The organism is Bacillus cereus group sp. BfR-BA-01408, from assembly GCF_022663305.1.
Taxonomy (GTDB): domain Bacteria; phylum Bacillota; class Bacilli; order Bacillales; family Bacillaceae_G; genus Bacillus_A; species Bacillus_A pacificus.
The window spans coordinates 77,819-93,098 of the sequence record NZ_JAKUFF010000009.1 but is presented as its reverse complement, the minus strand read 5'-3'; the positions used below and the strand labels follow the sequence as shown (position 1 = coordinate 93,098).

Here is a 15,280-nt window from a genome sequence, read left to right as displayed (position 1 = left end):
AGCAAGAAAACAATGGAAGAGGATCGCAATAAGGAAAGTTCCTACCACATAATATCGAGTGAAAGAAAAATGTATCCCGCTTTAATGGGCAGTAAGACCCCTACCTCAAAATTCAGCGAAAGCAAAGAAGTAAGATGGGGATCAACTGCCCATAAAAGCCCGATTGGTTCAACTAATAATCAGTGGGGGATGAAGAAAACCCCACTGATTAAAGTTTCACTTTATAGAATATTGAACAGAGGGGGGATTCTTTCCATCTGAAAAGATTTTTTATTTTTTTAAAATGACGGACACAAAATCGTATATCCTTTCGAATTATATATATGGATATCATTAATATTTATATAAAAGGGGAGAAAAAATATGAAAGAAATGTATGAAGAAATCACTGAAGTATTGAAGGTATTAGCACATCCTGTCCGTTTATCATTAGTAAAAATAATGGTTGCAAAAGGTCCTATTAACGTAACGACAATGTATGAAATGTTACAAATGCCTCAAAGTACAATTAGTCAACATTTATCTAAACTAAAAGCTACTAAAGTCGTTACAGGTACTCGAAAAGGGTTAGAAATTTATTATGAAGTAACGGATAATCGTACAAAAGCGATATTATTAAGCTTGGCTTAATGGATAATTGTTTAAACTTCAAAATGAAGTAAGAAAGACATTCAGCGACTATAATTTTCTTATTAACATCAGCCGTGCGTTGTTGTTAATTTGTTTCATATACTTCTTTATTTGGGTCTTGCCGTATCACTATCAAGCTAATTCTTAAATGGACTATAAACATGAAAGTTTTTTATTAAGGTCTTTTTGTTAGCTTGATAGTGATGTGCTGTTCCCACCAGTATGTAAAGAAGTTGGTAGTTTTTTTAGTCATGTAATCTTTTCATTTGATGATCTTTTCCCCACTCAAATAGTTCATTCATAATTTGCATTAAAGATTTCCCGTATTCGCTTATTGTGTACTCAACCTTTGGTGGTACTTCTTGATATACAGTACGATGGATAATCCCATCAGCTTCAAGTTGCCGAAGTTGTTGAGTCAGAACTTTTTGCGTAATGTTTGGGATTTCTCGCCGGATTTCATTTGTGCGCATTTTTCCATCCATTAAAACACATAAAATATGAACTTTCCATTTTCCGCCGATTACATCGAGTGTCGTTGCAATTGGGCAGTCATCATTTTGATTCATATAACACCTCCACAGGTACTTTAAGGTTCCTATAGCACTTTAAAGTACGTACTTTTCAATTATATGTGACTCATTCATACTAATACGTAAAGGGTTGAATAATTTATAAAGGGGATGGAAGATGATGAAAACACTTGTAATTGTAGCACATCCTGATATTGAAAAATCAAAAATTAATAAAAGATGGATTGAAGAACTTGAGAAATATTCGGATGAAATTACGGTGCATGAATTATATAAAGCGGCACCGAATTGGGAGTTTAATGTGGAAGAGGAACAAAAGCTGTTAGTAGAACACGACCGATATATATTTCAATTTCCGCTATACTGGTACAGCTCACCACCATTATTAAAAAAATGGTTTGACGATGTATTAACATATGGATTTGCTTACGGATCAAAAGGAGATAAAGTGAAGGGGAAAGAATTTGGTGTAGCTATTTCGATAGGTGGATTAGAAAAAGACTATGAAAATAGTGGGATCACGATGGATGAGTTAACAAAACCATTTCAAGCTACATGCTTATATACAGATATGAAATTTATACCTTCGTTTTATTTATACGGTGCTGAATATAAATTAAGTGATGAAGAGATTGATAAAAGCGCACCGGAGTATGTACGATATGTGATGAATAAGGAGTATTCTAATATATAAGAGGGAATAGCCATTTACTTGTTAAGTAGATGGCTATTTTTATAAAATTTATATTCACTAAGTGTAATCTTTAGTAAATTAATAATTAATCTGGTAAAATAAAAAATCTAACATATATAAAGGGGAGTTTTACTTGAGAACGATGCAAAAATTATTACAAAAAAGAGCAATGCAATCACCAAATTTGGAAGCGCTTGTAGGGGGAGGGAAAAGGTATTCGTTTCAGCAGTATAATGAACGAGTAAATCAGCTTGCACATTATTTGTTACAGAGCGGTGTACAAAGAGGAGATCGTATTGGAATACTATGCAAAAATAATCATCCATTTCCAAGCGTTATGATGGCAAGTTTAAAAATCGGAGCGGTATGTATTCCACTAAATCATCAGCTTACTGCGTATGAATTAGAAACGATTGTAAAAGAAGCAAAATTAAAAGTGTTAGTTATTGATGAAGAGTTCCATGAAGCTTTAAAGATTGATGCTGTTAAAGAAATTCCTTATGTAATTCAAACGACAAAAGAAGGCTTTGGTTCATTTGAATTAACATTACAAGAACAGCCAAGTACAGAGCCGAACGTAGAAGTTCATGAAGATGATGATGCCATTTACTTATTTACTTCAGGAACGACTGGACAAGCAAAAGCATGTGTAATTGGACATAAAAACTTACATCATTATTTTGCAGAGATTGCAGGACAAAGAGAAATTCCGGCAGGAGAACGCTTTTTATCCGTGCATCCATTGTTCCATATGAGTGGCGTGCTTTCTATTTTAAATTGCATTTATCACGGTGTTACGATGATTTTCTTAGCTGATTCGAATCCTACTCTTATTTGGGATAAGATTGAAGAAGAGAAAATTACGACGATGCTTGCATTCCCAGCTGTTTATAGCTATATGCTTGATGAACTAAATAAAAAGGAACGAAACATTTCAACTTTTAAAGTAGCACAAAGCGGTGGAACAAAAGTGCCAGAAACACTCATCCAAAAATATATGGAAAAAGGAATATATATGGTGCAAGGCTATGGTAGTACAGAAGGTTGGGTTGTAACTTCATGGCATCCAATGATGGGAAAAGAAAAGATGTCTTCTGTAGGGAAAACCTTGAAACATGTAGAGGTGAAAATTGTTCATCCAGAAACAGGACATGAACTAACAACAAATGAAGTTGGGGAGATTCATGTAAGGAGTCCATATATGTTTAAAGGGTATTGGAATAATGAAAAGGCGACAAAGAAAGTAGTAAAAGATAATTGGTTTAACATGGGCGATGCTGGCATGATAGATGACGATGGATTCCTGCATATTATGGGAAGATATAAAGACGTTATCATACGCGGTGGTGATAACGTATATCCAGATCAAGTAGAAGATGTTATTCATGAAATACATGGTATTTTAGAAGTTGCAGTAGTTGGAGTTCCAGATGACTTTTGGGGAGAGGTTCCGACTGCGTATATTGTAAAAGATATGCAAACATCTTTAACGGAAGAAGAAATTATACAGCATTGTAAAGAAAAACTAGCAAGTTATAAAATACCAGAAGTTGTATTTATGGACAAATTACCGAAAAATGCTTTAGGGAAAGTGTTGAAGGGGGAATTAAGAGAAGGTGTACTTGTAAAATAAAAAATGATTAGGTGATGAGGAATCCAGTTATGTATAAAGCATAACTGGATTTTTGTTTATGATTCTGTTGATGGGTATTGTGAATGTTTAAAACTTTTTGTGTTTTTTAGTATAATATTGAAATTAAAGGAAGTTAATTGATTTCAGTACAAGGGGGAGAAATAATGGCTATAAAATTAGAAACTGAGCATTTATGTATAGAACCTTTTACCAATGATGATGTATGTAGAATTAGAGAATTGGCTAATGATAAGGAATTAGCTAATATTCTTGGGCTTCCGCACCCATATAAATTGGAGTTCGCGCAAGATTGGGTTGATATGCAACCAGAACTTATACGGAAAGGAATCGAATATCCTTTAGGAATTGTCTCTAAAGAATCAAGAGAAATTGTAGGTACAATTACATTAAGAATTGACAAGGGTAACAATAGAGGTGAACTTGGTTATTGGATTGGTAAGAATTATTGGGGAAAGGGTTTTGCAACTGAGGCTGTAAACAGGATGATTCAATTTGGCTTTATCGAATTAGGTTTAAATAAAATTTGGGCATCCGCCATTTCTAGAAACCGATCATCGATTAAGGTGTTAGAGAAATCGGGCTTACGTAAAGAAGGCACATTGAGACAAAATAGACTTTTATTAAATACATATGAAGATGTTGATGTGTATGGAATATTAAAGACAGAATACAAGGTTTTAAATCACAGATAAGTCTGGTAGTGTGATGACAAAAGGAAACCCTTCAGAACAGGGTTTCCTTTTGTATTTTAATAGAATCTTGTTTATCAAGAACATAATAATTTACTAGATTTTGTATTTTGTGTAAGATAATAAAGAAAATTCAAATATTAATTAAGGGAAGAGATGTAAATGAAGCTTCCGCTATTACAGGTAGAGACAGAGAGACTTATGATTCGTCCGTTCCAAAATGATGATTATGAAAATTGGTTAGATGGATTTCATAAGAGGTTACCATCGCAGTATACATATGACGATGGTTATCAAGTTATGGCATCATCAACGAAAGAATGGTTCACGGAATGGATAAGAGGTTTTGATGAAGCAGCACATCGAGATGAAATGTATGTATTAGGCATTTTTCGTAAAGAAGACGGAGCTAATATTGGTAAGCTAGAACTGATTAAAATTTTACGTATAGATTATCAGTGGGCAATGATGGGCTACTCTATTCATAATCAATATTGGAAAAATGGATATGGGGCAGAAAGTGTAAAAGCTGCGTTACCGTTATTTTTTAATCGTCTTCATTTTCATAGAATTGAATTACATATACGTGTTGATAATGAGCCATCCGTTCGTCTTGCGGAAAGAGCGGGTTTTTCATTTGAATGTAAGAGAGAGGCGTTTTCATTAGAGAATGGTAAGTGGGTGGATTTTCTTATTTATTTTAAAAATAAGGAGATGAATATATGAGAGTTTTAATTACAGGTGGAAATTGCGGATTAGGGTTACAGTTAGTAAAAGTGTTTCATGAAAATGGACATATCGTTTATCCGTTAGTTAGAACTGAGGCTGCGTTAACACAATTGAAGAAACAGAAGAAGATGTTTTGTATAATGTACAAACATATAAAGAAAAGATAAGTAGATTTGAAGAGGTTTGTTTTAATTGGGAGTTAAAAAGAGCGAGTATTGTATTAAACAAAAGGTTTAGTAGTTATAACTCAAGCGCAAAAGTGTTACTTGATGCCGGTTTTTCTTTGTATGCTGCAAAGATAGAAGTATGTAGAGAATTGAACAATGGAGAAGAGCTTGAAAGACAATATACATATCGATCAATAGCAGAAGGAACGTTATCGGAAAAAGATTTTAAATATATTTGGGAACAATGTATGTCGGGTTCAGGGAATCAAACTTCAATTTTAACTATCGATGAGCATTTTTATTCAGTGCAAACAGAGTTAGATAAGGGCTGGGAAAAGTCATGTATTGTTTTTTATGATAAAAATGAGCCGATTGGTATGTCTATACCCCATATAGAAACTGGAACAGAAAGTGAAGGACGATTATTTTACTTTGGGGTAATGCTTTATTATCGCGGGAAAGGAATTGCTTCTCGGTTGCACCTTCAATCGTTGCATATGTTAAAGGAAATGGGGGCTACTTATTACATCGGAAGCACGCATACATCGAATGAAAAGATGCAGAGGATATTTTGGAGAAATAATTGTTCGTTGAAAACGGAGATAGAGCTTTATTATAAAATTTTTAATGAGGGTTAGGGGAAAAGAAAATGAAGACTATAAATGTATTTCATTATGACGCATTTACGAATAAACCGAATATGGGGAATCCAGCAGGTATTGTATTAGAGGCAGATGGATTAACGGAAGAGGAAATGCAAATTATTGCTGAAAAAGTTGGATATAATGAAACAACTTTTGTTCTTTCCTCAGAAGTAGGAGATATAAGAATGCGCTACTTTACACCTGGTTTTGAAATGGATTTATGTGGTCATGGGACAGTAGGGACGCTATATGCCTTGCGCGAAAAAGGTTTATTAGAAGAGAAAAGTAACCTTACGATTGAAACGAAGGCTGGGATTTTACCGATACAAATAGGTGTAAATGAAAATGGAGAAACCTTTATTAAAATGAGGCAGGCAGCACCTCAGTTTAAAGAATTTACAGGTTCAAAAGAAGAATTAGCTCATAGTATCGGTTTAGAAGTAAATGATTTAGATGTAAGTTTACCGATTGTATATGGAAGTACTGGTAATTGGACTGTAATTGTACCGATTAAAAATCTAGATGCGTGTGAGAGAATGAACCCTAATAATGCTGCATTTCCATCAGTATTAAAAGAAATACCTAATGCTTCTATTCACCCAATTTGTCTAGAAACTTATGATGAACAGGCACAAATGCATGGACGTCATTTCTCATCGGCTTATGCTGGAACGATAGAAGATCCAGTGACAGGAACAGCTTCAGGTGTAATGGGGGCGTATTATGCGATGTATTTGGAAAAAGATTTTGACCATGAAATGGAGTTAATTGTTGAACAAGGACAGGAAATAAATAAAGATGGTCGTGTAACGGTATATGTAACGAAAGATGTAGAAAATGAGAAGTTACAAATAGATATTGCTGGAACAGCGGTGTATGTGAAAGAATTTGAAGTTTCAATATAAAAAAGAAAGCCCGGCATACATCCGGACTTTCATTATCTGTTCAATACTTCAATATACGAAGCATCGCCAGTTGTTCTTAAAGCAGAGCGGAAATTGTTGTTTTCTAACGTTTTAGCGACCTGTTGTAACTGCTGTGCATCATCATGATGGATAAGTAAGCTGTCAGCACCGCTTTCTTCTATATGAATGTGTTCGACATTTCCAATGGCATCATGTACAGCTTTTAAAAATTCAGGTTTCATATTGTCCTCCTATATGTATGTAACGTTTTTGTTAGTATTTCCTTATTTTTGAAATATAAAAGTAAATGTTTTTTGTTATATTAAGATTTTTAGGAGGAATTCCTTTGTGTTTGTCAAATAATAGTAAAGTTGTCTTTTGAATTGATGGAATCTTCGGGATTAAAGGGTGAGGGAATGGACATTTCAGTAATCGCTGCACAACTAGTTAAGGAGAAAGTGATTTCACATGATCCAAATAGCATAAAAGTGTTAAACGGAGGAACGACAAGTACAGTGTATTTGCTGGATGAAGAATATGTTGTAAAGCTGAATGAAGCGGAAGTAATACGTGAAGAAGCTAATTTTCTTTCTTTTTATGAGGGGAATACGTTGTTTTCGAAGCTTTTGTATAATGAACCTTTCCATAAGTATATTGTGTATTCTTTTCTTGAAGGTAGTACTTCTTGTGAACAAGGGGATAAACGAAGTACGCTTCGTACACTTGTAAAAGAAGTTATTAATAAGTATGAAAGAGTTTCAGATGTAGATGTCTGGGGATGGAAAGAAAATCCGGTTCAATCTTGGAATGAATTTTTAACGACAAATGTGATGGAAGCTCATGAAAATGTAAAACGTTACATAAGTGAAGAAGAGTATAGAACGGTTCTTAAGTTAGCAAATAGGGACGCTGGAGTAGAGCAGCCATTTTTATTACATGGGGATCTTGGATTTCATAACTTTATATTTCAAGAGAATAAGCTGCACGGTGTAATTGATCCCTTGCCAGTGTTAGGAGATCCTATATACGATTTAATTTATGCGTTTTGTTCCACTCCGGAAGATTTAACGAAAGAAACGATTGATTATGTGATGAAACAGTGTGTATTTCATAAAAAAGACCGTGATTTATATGAAGAAATAGTTATAGGCTTATATTTGCGTATAGATACATGTTTACGGCACCACCCGAAAGATTTAGAAGGTTATTTAGCAGCTTGGCGTTATTGGATGGGCGAGGTTGAAGCTGCTTTATAGCACAAATATTTTGGGGGGATCGTGAAATGAATGTTTCAGAAACGAAAAAGGATTTACTGTAATTCCATTATCATTTTATTAATTGAAAATAAAAAATCAGCTTAATAAAAATATAGGGATAGGGGAAATGATCATGAAAAATTATGTTTGCACAACGTGTGGTGTGCAGTATGCAGCGAGTGTAGAAGAACCGGTGAGTTGTCATATTTGTGATGAAGAAAGGCAATATGTGAATCCGAAAGGGCAGTCTTGGACGACGCTAGAAAGCTTACAAACAGGTGATACATATAAAAATGAAATAATCGAAGAGGAAAACGAGCTTTATAGTATTACGACAAAACCAGGGTTTGCGATCGGTCAAACGGCATATGTAGTGAAAACAGAGTCATATCGTTTACTGTGGGACTGCATTACTTATTTAGATGAAATGACAATTACGAAAATAAAAGAGCTTGGCGGATTAGATGCGATTGCATTGTCTCATCCTCATTATTATTCAACGCAAGTAGAATGGGCAGAGACATTTGATGTACCAATTTACATACATGAAGATGATAAAGAGTGGGTGATGCGCCCGAGTAGTCGTATTATTTATTGGTCTGGTGAGTCTTTACAATTAGCGGATGGATTGGTCATTCATCGTTTAGGTGGTCATTTTAAAGGAGGATCTGTCTTACATTGGGAAGAAGGTAATGACGGAAAAGGAATTTTGTTAACAGGCGATATTATACAAGTTGTAGCAGATGAGCGATGGGTAAGCTTTATGTACAGCTATCCAAACTTAATTCCATTACCAGCGAGAAAAGTGGAAGAAATGGTGAATCGAGTAAAGCCGTTACAATTTAATCGGTTATACAACGCTTTTCATCGTGTAGTAAAAGAAAATGCAAATGAGGCAGTGGAACGTTCTGCTGAAAGATATATGAAGGCGATAGAAGGAAAATTATTTCATACGTAAAAGGAGAGTTAGACTTTATGAATACGTTAGTATGCTTCGGTGATAGTATTACAGCTGATGAAACGTTTTTTGATGGAACACCGAGGTTAACACCGCGTTTGCAAGAGATGTTTCCGAATTGGAAGGTGGTAAATGCGGGGGTTCCGGGTGATAATACGTTCGATGCGTTACATAGAATTGAAGAAGATGTATTATCACATAAACCAGATTTCGTAACAGTTTTTCTTGGCACGAATGATGCAGTTTCTTTTTCACAAGGATCATTACAAGTATATAAAGAAAACTTAGAGAAGATTGTGAAGCGGATTTCGTCAGATAAAGTACTGCTTATCAGTCCCGCGCCAGTTGATGAGGAAAGACAGCGCAATAGAACAAATAAAGTGCTCGGTCAGTATGCAGACGTGGTAGAGAAAGTGGCGAAAGAAACAGGAAGCTATTTTCTAAATTTGTACGCCGAAATGATTCAGGAACGGAATTATAAAAGGTTTGTAGAAAATGATGAAAGAGATGGGTTACACTTTGGATCAGAAGGCTATGAGTATGTAGCGAAGTTGATTGGTGAAAAGTTAAAAGGGATTTTATAAAAAAGCAAAGCGATATCGCTTTGCTTTTCGTTGTTTTTTAGTAGTTCAATCTAAAAATGCTTGCTGCAATGCTTTGAGCCCATCACTGTAAATACCATGAAACAGATTTATTGCCTCTTCATCACTAACCTCAACAGGAGTGAACGTACCAAACCACTCTACTAATGATGTTTTACTTTCAGCACCTTCTTTAACCCGGATTGTGGACTCATAATTAGTGACTGGGAATGGTGAATTCATGATTGAATACGTGTAGTACCGTTCCTTATCATTGAATACTTCTAAACGTTCTATAATCGTATCACCATCTGGATTAGCTAGGTGACGTACACGACCGCCTTCAGTTAATTTACTGCTAGGTATATAAGGTAACCAGTCTGGAAGGGAGTTGAATCCTCCAATTAATTGCCATACTTGTTCAGGTGAACCGAAAATTTCCATAGATGTAGTAGTGTGTGCCATATTTGTTATGCTCCTTTTTAACCTGAATTTTTTTATTTAATATATAATTTATAAATCAAAACTATATACTTTTTATAACTAAACTATATAATAAATATAGAAACGAAAATTTATGAGCAAGGAAGTTGAAGAACATGACATTAACAATGGGCTTTATTGGATTTGGAAAGTCAGCTAACCGCTATCACTTACCTTATGTAAACACACGTAATAATATAAAAATAAAAACGATTTTTGTACGTCAAATAAATGAAGAATTAGCAGCTCCATATGAGGAAAAAGGTGTTAGCTTTACTACTGATTTGGATGAATTGTTGAATGATAAAGAAATTCAAGTAGTGACGGTCTGTACGCCAGCACATACGCATTATGAATTCGCGAAAAAAGTTATACTTGCGGGAAAATCAGTTATCGTTGAAAAACCATTTTGCGATACAGTAGAACATGCGAAAGAATTGTTAGCTTTAGGACGAGAGAAAGGTGTAGTAGTTATGCCTTACCAAAACCGTCGTTTTGATGGTGATTTTTTAGCAGTGAAGCAAGTTGTGGAACAAGGATTCCTTGGTGATATTGTCGAGATTGAATCACATATTGATTATTTCCGTCCTGGTTCAATCACTCATGAAGCTCCAAAAGAAGAAGGCTCATTTTATAGTTTAGGTATTCATACGATGGACCGTATGATTTCACTATTTGGCCGTCCAGATACGGTGACATACGATATTCGTAATAATGAAGTGGAAGGTGCGGTTGATAATTATTTTGATGTTGGACTACATTACGGAAATAAGCTGAAAATTAAACTAAAAACGAACCATGTTGTAGCGAAAGATTATCCGCGTTTTATCGTTCATGGGACAAATGGATCGTTTATTAAATATGGTGAAGACCAGCAGGAAAATGATCTGAAAGCTGGTATTATGCCTGAGAGTGCAGGCTTTGGTGAAGATTCGCCGATGTACTATGGGGTTGCTAAATATCGCAATGCAAACGGTGATTGGATTGAAAAACAAATTAAAACGCCGCTTGGCGATTACGGTCGTTTCTATGATGCAGCGTATGAAACAATTGTAAATGGTGCACCAAAGCTTGTGAAAGACGAAGAAGCAATAACGAATATTGAAATTTTAGAAAACGGATTTGCTGCGCCATCACCTTCAGTTTACAAACTTGAGGCTTTACATTTGAATGAATAGAAGAGGGAATACAGCATAAAGGAGGTATGGAAATGGCAAGCGGATCAACACAAGTAAAATACCTCGGCATTTATCAAAAAATGAAACAGCAAATTTTAGATGGCGAATATAAAATCAACGAAAAAATTCCAAGTAGTCCTATACTTGCTGAAGAATTTGGCGTTTCAGTCCTGACAATAAAAAAAGCGCTGGATCTGTTAGTGAGAGACGGATACATTATCCGCCGGCGCGGAAGTGGAACAGTCGTTCAAGATTGGCGTCAGCAGGAAAAGGCACGAATGATTCAAACTTTAACAGGTACGAAAGCTGTTTATGGCAGCGAGGTAGAAAGTAAAATTATCGAGTTTACGATTGTCGGTGCCGATGAAATCATTGCTGAAAAATTGGGCATTTCAGTAGGGGATTTCGTATATAAAATCATTCGCCTTCGTATCATTCACAGTATCCCAACGATTATGGAGCATACATGGATGCCTATTGCGGTCATTCCAGGTGTTGAAGCTTCGGTTTTAGAGGAGTCGATCTACTCATACATTCAAAATAAACTAGGTCTTAAAGTGGGAACATCCGTTGTTAGGGTCAAAGGCATTCGCCCAGATGATAAGGAAAAGCAGTTTATGAACTTAACAAATCAAGATTTTCTAATGAGAGTGGAGCAGGTGGCCTATTTAACGGATGGACGAACTTTTGAATACTCTTATGCTGATCACCTGCCAGAAACCTTTGAATTTGAAACAGTTATTACTGCAAAAAGTTATAAAGAGGCATAAAAAATAGGTTGGGGCACGTATTGCCTCAACCTATTTTTGTGTCTTCAATAACGCTATGGGGGAAATTCACATAAAAAAAATGATTAATTACTCCAAGACTTAACATTTGATTAATAGAACTGTAAGGTTTAAAATTACAGTAAGCTTTTTAGAAGTGAGTTGTCATCGTCTGTAAAATGTAGTTTCAACAAATGTATAGAAGAAGCATTTTAAAAGAAATGAATAATAGAGATAAATGAAACATTGCTGAATAACTAACATTACGTGAATTTGATTCTAAACTGTAATTTTTTTTAATACATTTCAGTAACCGATATTTAAAATGTGCATTTCATAAAAAAATTAAAGGAGTGAGTGAAATATGGTGGTTTTATATACAACAGCAAGCTGTAGTTCATGCCGAAAAGCAAAAGCATGGCTGGAGGAGAATCAAATTGATTATACTGAAAAAAATATCGTATCCAACTCTATGACAGTGGATGAACTTAAATCCATTCTTCGTTTAACGGAAGAGGGGGCTACTGAAATTATTTCAACTAGATCCAAAACTTTTCAAGACTTAAATATAAATATAGATGAGCTCTCGCTAAATGAATTTTATACATTAATCATTGAGCATCCGCTAATGTTGCGTCGTCCAATTATGCTGGATGAGAAAAGATTACAGATTGGTTTTAACGAAGAAGAAATTCGCAAATTTTTACCACGTAGCGTCCGAACATTTTTAAATATTGAACTGCAAAAGTTGGCTAATTAACAAGTAATATTTTTTAAGAAAAGTTTTTTGAAAGGAGGAAGCAGAAGATGATTGAAGTATGTGTTACAGTTAATTATAACGATAGAAATTATCAAACAAATGTTATTGTAAGCAAAGATACAGTGTGGAAAAAAATTAAACAGTTGGCAGAAGAACAAGTGAAGAAACAATGGAGTCTTTAAATGTATTGTAACTTAAAAAGCTAAATGAAGTTATGGAATCTATTTCTTTATGCTAAGAGTGGGTCTTATATATTTTAACGTTTGGCTAATCTATCTGTAATGTTTATAGCTACAGTATGTGAATATAGGAGAAATAATTTTTTTGGATCGTAGGAGGAAAATAATGAGCAGCGACTTTACCTTGGCCATACACAGTTTAACTTATTTAGCTTTACAGCCAGACCGGATGTCAACAAGTAACGCTATTTCAGAAAGTGCAGGTGTTCACCCAGTACGCATTCGCAAAGTGCTAAGTTTGTTAAAAAAACATAAGTTTATACAATCGAAAGAGGGGACTGGTGGCGGTTTTATTTTTGCTCGAGATTTAAGTGAAGTTAGCCTTTGGCATATATATCAGATAACCTCTGAAGGTGCGTTGCAGCCTAAGTGTCCTGAGTCAAATAATCAGTGTATTGTAGGTTCAAACATGCGAAAAGTTCTTTTCGCTATTTTCTTAGGTGCGGAAGAACATCTAGGTGAATACTTAAAGAACTATACAATGAAAGAAGTTGTTGATCTTATCAATCAAGAACGTTAAGCGGCTTACTTGTTATATAGAGCCGTAAGTTCTTACTATTTAAATGTAATGGAAAATATTACAGTTTGATTTCGTTTTTATTCCTTGTTTATCGTTACAAAAAATATTTATAAGAAGGTGAAAAAGTATGTTGTCAAATAATAATCATGTTTTAAAAGTGGGAGATTGGGTTCGTGGAATATCAAATGAGGGCGAATTTATAGTTGGTTACATTGTATCACTTGATGAAGTGGAAGATGTAGTTACAGTTAGCATTGTGAAACGCGACGACAAGTACACAAAAAACGAAGCGATTTTACTCTTTAGTAAACATGTTAACAAACTCCCTGAATCAAAGGTAATCAATAAGGAGCAAATCCTTTATCTTATAGACCTTGCATTATTAACAGGAGACGAAGAATGGTTTATCGAGCTTTCTTCAAAATTAAACTCGATAAAAGAGCTAGTTAACGAGGGAGTTTAAAGGTTACATTATTGCCTTTTAATAGTTTGAATCGTGCAATAATCAATAATATCATCTCTTTTGTTGCACTTTAATAAAAGAGGTGATTGGTTGTATGAAAATAAAAATAATTAGCATCATATGTTTTCTGAGTTTTTTATTACCCTGTATTTCCGCTCAAGCAATTGTAAAAATAGAAAATAATAGAAATGAAAGCTTTGACATAGATTTAACCGGTTATGAACTTTATTCGTTTGGTGATTTTAACCAATTAGGTTATAAAATAACGCCACTTACTCAACTGTTTCTAGGGATAGTCCAAACAGAAGGTGAGTGGATTGATGAACCAAGATTATATATTAAGGGAAATAAAGGTTATTTTCATCTTTGGAAAGCAGACGGTACGAATGTTCTTTATACTGTTGAAAAGAGTGGCGGTTTTTGGAAAATTATAGATGTGAAAAGGAAGGAAATTAACAGAATACCCGTACCAAAACAGTTTTTAAAAGAAGTGGTCATTAATCTCTTATTAGAGCCGATAAGTAAAGAAGTTGAAAATTATTATAAGGAACCAAAACTTTGGTATCGAGTTTCTGAAAAAATACTTGAAATAAAAACAGATAAAACAAACAATATTTTTTATGTAACTGTTCAAATTCAAACCTTTGAGGGTGCACACAATCCTCCTTATGGAGAGGACACAATTACTTTTCGTATAAAAGGAAATGATGTAAAAACGATTCATTACAAACATAGAGATATTTCTGAAGAAGGATTAAAAAAACTCGAATTAAGATGACGGTGCATTGATTTGTTTGCCCACTCCTCATAACGATAATTATGTCAATGAGCTGCCTGATAGGGGCAGCTCATTTTATTTTTTCGTGTAGCGTAGGTTTTTGTAAAATGTTAACGGTCCTCTTATTGCTATGAATTAAAAAAGTATTTTTCCTAAAAATGTATATGAATGCAATAGTGATAATATATATCCTGAAAATTTCTTTGTACATTCAAAAAGATATTTCTTTTTAACCACGTTAATTATTTATTGGAATATCTTTTTTGATTAAAATAAATTTTATTGAAAGAAAAGAATATAAGTATTTTTAAAATGAGTAACTTTGGTAAGTATTGTATGAAAGTGTTTTATTCTAATTCATTCAGTTTTAAGCGATAGGAACAAGGGTTGTGTACGAACTGTAAAATATTATCCGTATAAAATTTTGCTCGCTAAATATTTCTGAAAATATAAAAATATTAATTTTATAAATATACACGTTATAATGAGGGCGTCGAGAGAAATTTTATTATCTCTGGAGAAAATATAAAAAATGCGATTATAAGTAAGAAAGGTGTGTGGTTAGAGGCGAAATGTATGTAAAGTGCTTCAGTGGCTTGTGTAATCAATACCATAAATGCTGCCGAAGCTATGAAAGTGATGTATAGAATTG

The 15,280-nt window shown here is 34.3% G+C and carries 20 protein-coding genes and 2 pseudogenes; 19 read left to right on the top strand and 3 right to left on the bottom strand.

Going from position 1 to position 15,280, the window contains the following annotated elements:
- Together MR083_RS07390 and MR083_RS07385 are read left to right on the top strand one after the other, a co-directional pair.
- Positions 1-261: pseudogene (locus tag MR083_RS07390) on the top strand (hypothetical protein); the annotation flags it as partial.
- A gap of 102 nt (positions 262-363) precedes the next feature.
- The gene (locus tag MR083_RS07385; RefSeq protein WP_000661864.1) at positions 364-630 is read left to right on the top strand and encodes an ArsR/SmtB family transcription factor; all 267 of its coding nucleotides are present in this window, start codon (positions 364-366) and stop codon (positions 628-630) included.
- A 245-nt stretch (positions 631-875) separates the two neighbouring features.
- On the opposite strand, the gene MR083_RS07380 is transcribed toward MR083_RS07385, so the two are convergent.
- Entirely contained in the window at positions 876-1,199 is a 324-nt protein-coding gene (locus tag MR083_RS07380) for a winged helix-turn-helix transcriptional regulator (RefSeq protein WP_001072964.1), read from the bottom strand.
- Between the two features lie 124 nt (positions 1,200-1,323).
- Here MR083_RS07380 and MR083_RS07375 point away from each other — a divergent pair, with 124 nt between their 5' ends.
- The 7 genes and pseudogenes from MR083_RS07375 to MR083_RS07345 all read left to right on the top strand — a co-directional run bounded on the left by MR083_RS07375 (position 1,324) and on the right by MR083_RS07345 (position 6,645).
- Positions 1,324-1,857 carry an NAD(P)H-dependent oxidoreductase gene (locus MR083_RS07375; RefSeq protein ID WP_029141166.1) on the top strand — a complete coding sequence of 178 codons (534 nt, stop codon included), beginning with the start codon at positions 1,324-1,326 and terminating at the stop codon, positions 1,855-1,857.
- Positions 1,858-1,990: 133 nt separating this feature from the next.
- Positions 1,991-3,490 (top strand): class I adenylate-forming enzyme family protein, encoded by a 1,500-nt coding sequence (locus MR083_RS07370; protein WP_242268837.1) that lies wholly within the window; start codon positions 1,991-1,993, stop codon positions 3,488-3,490.
- Positions 3,491-3,654: 164 nt separating this feature from the next.
- Positions 3,655-4,203, top strand: a complete 549-nt coding sequence (locus MR083_RS07365) for a GNAT family N-acetyltransferase (RefSeq protein WP_139866205.1) — start codon at positions 3,655-3,657, stop codon at positions 4,201-4,203.
- Between the two features lie 159 nt (positions 4,204-4,362).
- Positions 4,363-4,926 (top strand): GNAT family N-acetyltransferase, encoded by a 564-nt coding sequence (locus tag MR083_RS07360; protein WP_000775365.1) that lies wholly within the window; start codon positions 4,363-4,365, stop codon positions 4,924-4,926.
- Positions 4,923-5,066, top strand: a pseudogene (locus tag MR083_RS07355) (SDR family NAD(P)-dependent oxidoreductase); the annotation flags it as partial. The gene MR083_RS07360 and the pseudogene MR083_RS07355, both read left to right, overlap by 4 nt.
- Complete coding sequence (locus MR083_RS07350; RefSeq protein WP_061529186.1) at positions 5,039-5,734, top strand: GNAT family N-acetyltransferase; 696 nt, start codon at positions 5,039-5,041, stop codon at positions 5,732-5,734. The pseudogene MR083_RS07355 and the gene MR083_RS07350, both read left to right, overlap by 28 nt.
- Positions 5,735-5,745: 11 nt before the next feature.
- A complete protein-coding gene (locus MR083_RS07345; RefSeq protein ID WP_000849357.1) occupies positions 5,746-6,645 on the top strand; it encodes a PhzF family phenazine biosynthesis isomerase in 900 nt (299 codons plus the stop codon).
- A 32-nt stretch (positions 6,646-6,677) separates the two neighbouring features.
- On the opposite strand, the gene MR083_RS07340 is transcribed toward MR083_RS07345, so the two are convergent.
- Complete coding sequence (locus MR083_RS07340) at positions 6,678-6,887, bottom strand: hypothetical protein (protein WP_000801653.1); 210 nt, start codon at positions 6,885-6,887, stop codon at positions 6,678-6,680.
- A 174-nt stretch (positions 6,888-7,061) separates the two neighbouring features.
- On the opposite strand from MR083_RS07340, the gene MR083_RS07335 reads away from it, so the two are divergent.
- The 3 genes from MR083_RS07335 to MR083_RS07325 all read left to right on the top strand — a co-directional run bounded on the left by MR083_RS07335 (position 7,062) and on the right by MR083_RS07325 (position 9,443).
- Complete coding sequence (locus MR083_RS07335; RefSeq protein WP_074567577.1) at positions 7,062-7,901, top strand: aminoglycoside phosphotransferase family protein; 840 nt, start codon at positions 7,062-7,064, stop codon at positions 7,899-7,901.
- Positions 7,902-8,034: 133 nt separating this feature from the next.
- A complete protein-coding gene (locus tag MR083_RS07330; RefSeq protein WP_000801084.1) occupies positions 8,035-8,859 on the top strand; it encodes an MBL fold metallo-hydrolase in 825 nt (274 codons plus the stop codon).
- A gap of 17 nt (positions 8,860-8,876) precedes the next feature.
- Complete coding sequence (locus MR083_RS07325; RefSeq protein ID WP_001094897.1) at positions 8,877-9,443, top strand: SGNH/GDSL hydrolase family protein; 567 nt, start codon at positions 8,877-8,879, stop codon at positions 9,441-9,443.
- Between the two features lie 45 nt (positions 9,444-9,488).
- Here the strand turns inward: MR083_RS07325 and MR083_RS07320 are convergent, their stop codons facing one another.
- Positions 9,489-9,905, bottom strand: a complete 417-nt coding sequence (locus MR083_RS07320; RefSeq protein WP_000951525.1) for an SRPBCC family protein — start codon at positions 9,903-9,905, stop codon at positions 9,489-9,491.
- Between the two features lie 134 nt (positions 9,906-10,039).
- On the opposite strand from MR083_RS07320, the gene MR083_RS07315 reads away from it, so the two are divergent.
- From MR083_RS07315 to MR083_RS07285, 7 genes are all read left to right on the top strand, one after another.
- Positions 10,040-11,101: an oxidoreductase gene (locus MR083_RS07315; protein WP_000176632.1), complete on the top strand. Its 1,062-nt coding sequence runs from the start codon at positions 10,040-10,042 to the stop codon at positions 11,099-11,101.
- Between the two features lie 32 nt (positions 11,102-11,133).
- Complete coding sequence (locus MR083_RS07310; RefSeq protein ID WP_000146300.1) at positions 11,134-11,871, top strand: GntR family transcriptional regulator; 738 nt, start codon at positions 11,134-11,136, stop codon at positions 11,869-11,871.
- A gap of 361 nt (positions 11,872-12,232) precedes the next feature.
- Complete coding sequence (spxA, locus tag MR083_RS07305) at positions 12,233-12,628, top strand: transcriptional regulator SpxA (RefSeq protein ID WP_000261188.1); 396 nt, start codon at positions 12,233-12,235, stop codon at positions 12,626-12,628.
- Positions 12,629-12,675: 47 nt separating this feature from the next.
- Positions 12,676-12,810: a BA3454 family stress response protein gene (locus tag MR083_RS07300; protein WP_000573534.1), complete on the top strand. Its 135-nt coding sequence runs from the start codon at positions 12,676-12,678 to the stop codon at positions 12,808-12,810.
- Positions 12,811-12,973: 163 nt separating this feature from the next.
- Positions 12,974-13,387, top strand: a complete 414-nt coding sequence (gene saiR / locus MR083_RS07295) for an Rrf2-family transcriptional regulator SaiR (RefSeq protein WP_242268835.1) — start codon at positions 12,974-12,976, stop codon at positions 13,385-13,387.
- Between the two features lie 127 nt (positions 13,388-13,514).
- Positions 13,515-13,850 carry an IDEAL domain-containing protein gene (locus tag MR083_RS07290; RefSeq protein ID WP_000950599.1) on the top strand — a complete coding sequence of 112 codons (336 nt, stop codon included), beginning with the start codon at positions 13,515-13,517 and terminating at the stop codon, positions 13,848-13,850.
- 94 nt (positions 13,851-13,944) lie between these two features.
- Positions 13,945-14,628 (top strand): DUF3888 domain-containing protein, encoded by a 684-nt coding sequence (locus tag MR083_RS07285; protein WP_242268833.1) that lies wholly within the window; start codon positions 13,945-13,947, stop codon positions 14,626-14,628.
- Positions 14,629-15,280 lie beyond the last annotated feature (652 nt).

Coding starts and splice junctions, on each gene's coding strand:
- MR083_RS07385 (WP_000661864.1), top strand. CDS start 364: ATGAAAGAAATGTATGAAGAAATCACTGAAGTATTGAAGGTATTAGCA.
- MR083_RS07380 (WP_001072964.1), bottom strand. CDS start 1,199: ATGAATCAAAATGATGACTGCCCAATTGCAACGACACTCGATGTAATC.
- MR083_RS07375 (WP_029141166.1), top strand. CDS start 1,324: ATGAAAACACTTGTAATTGTAGCACATCCTGATATTGAAAAATCAAAA.
- MR083_RS07365 (WP_139866205.1), top strand. CDS start 3,655: ATGGCTATAAAATTAGAAACTGAGCATTTATGTATAGAACCTTTTACC.
- MR083_RS07360 (WP_000775365.1), top strand. CDS start 4,363: ATGAAGCTTCCGCTATTACAGGTAGAGACAGAGAGACTTATGATTCGT.
- MR083_RS07345 (WP_000849357.1), top strand. CDS start 5,746: ATGAAGACTATAAATGTATTTCATTATGACGCATTTACGAATAAACCG.
- MR083_RS07340 (WP_000801653.1), bottom strand. CDS start 6,887: ATGAAACCTGAATTTTTAAAAGCTGTACATGATGCCATTGGAAATGTC.
- MR083_RS07335 (WP_074567577.1), top strand. CDS start 7,062: ATGGACATTTCAGTAATCGCTGCACAACTAGTTAAGGAGAAAGTGATT.
- MR083_RS07330 (WP_000801084.1), top strand. CDS start 8,035: ATGAAAAATTATGTTTGCACAACGTGTGGTGTGCAGTATGCAGCGAGT.
- MR083_RS07325 (WP_001094897.1), top strand. CDS start 8,877: ATGAATACGTTAGTATGCTTCGGTGATAGTATTACAGCTGATGAAACG.
- MR083_RS07320 (WP_000951525.1), bottom strand. CDS start 9,905: ATGGCACACACTACTACATCTATGGAAATTTTCGGTTCACCTGAACAA.
- MR083_RS07315 (WP_000176632.1), top strand. CDS start 10,040: ATGACATTAACAATGGGCTTTATTGGATTTGGAAAGTCAGCTAACCGC.
- MR083_RS07310 (WP_000146300.1), top strand. CDS start 11,134: ATGGCAAGCGGATCAACACAAGTAAAATACCTCGGCATTTATCAAAAA.
- spxA (WP_000261188.1), top strand. CDS start 12,233: ATGGTGGTTTTATATACAACAGCAAGCTGTAGTTCATGCCGAAAAGCA.
- MR083_RS07300 (WP_000573534.1), top strand. CDS start 12,676: ATGATTGAAGTATGTGTTACAGTTAATTATAACGATAGAAATTATCAA.
- saiR (WP_242268835.1), top strand. CDS start 12,974: ATGAGCAGCGACTTTACCTTGGCCATACACAGTTTAACTTATTTAGCT.
- MR083_RS07290 (WP_000950599.1), top strand. CDS start 13,515: ATGTTGTCAAATAATAATCATGTTTTAAAAGTGGGAGATTGGGTTCGT.
- MR083_RS07285 (WP_242268833.1), top strand. CDS start 13,945: ATGAAAATAAAAATAATTAGCATCATATGTTTTCTGAGTTTTTTATTA.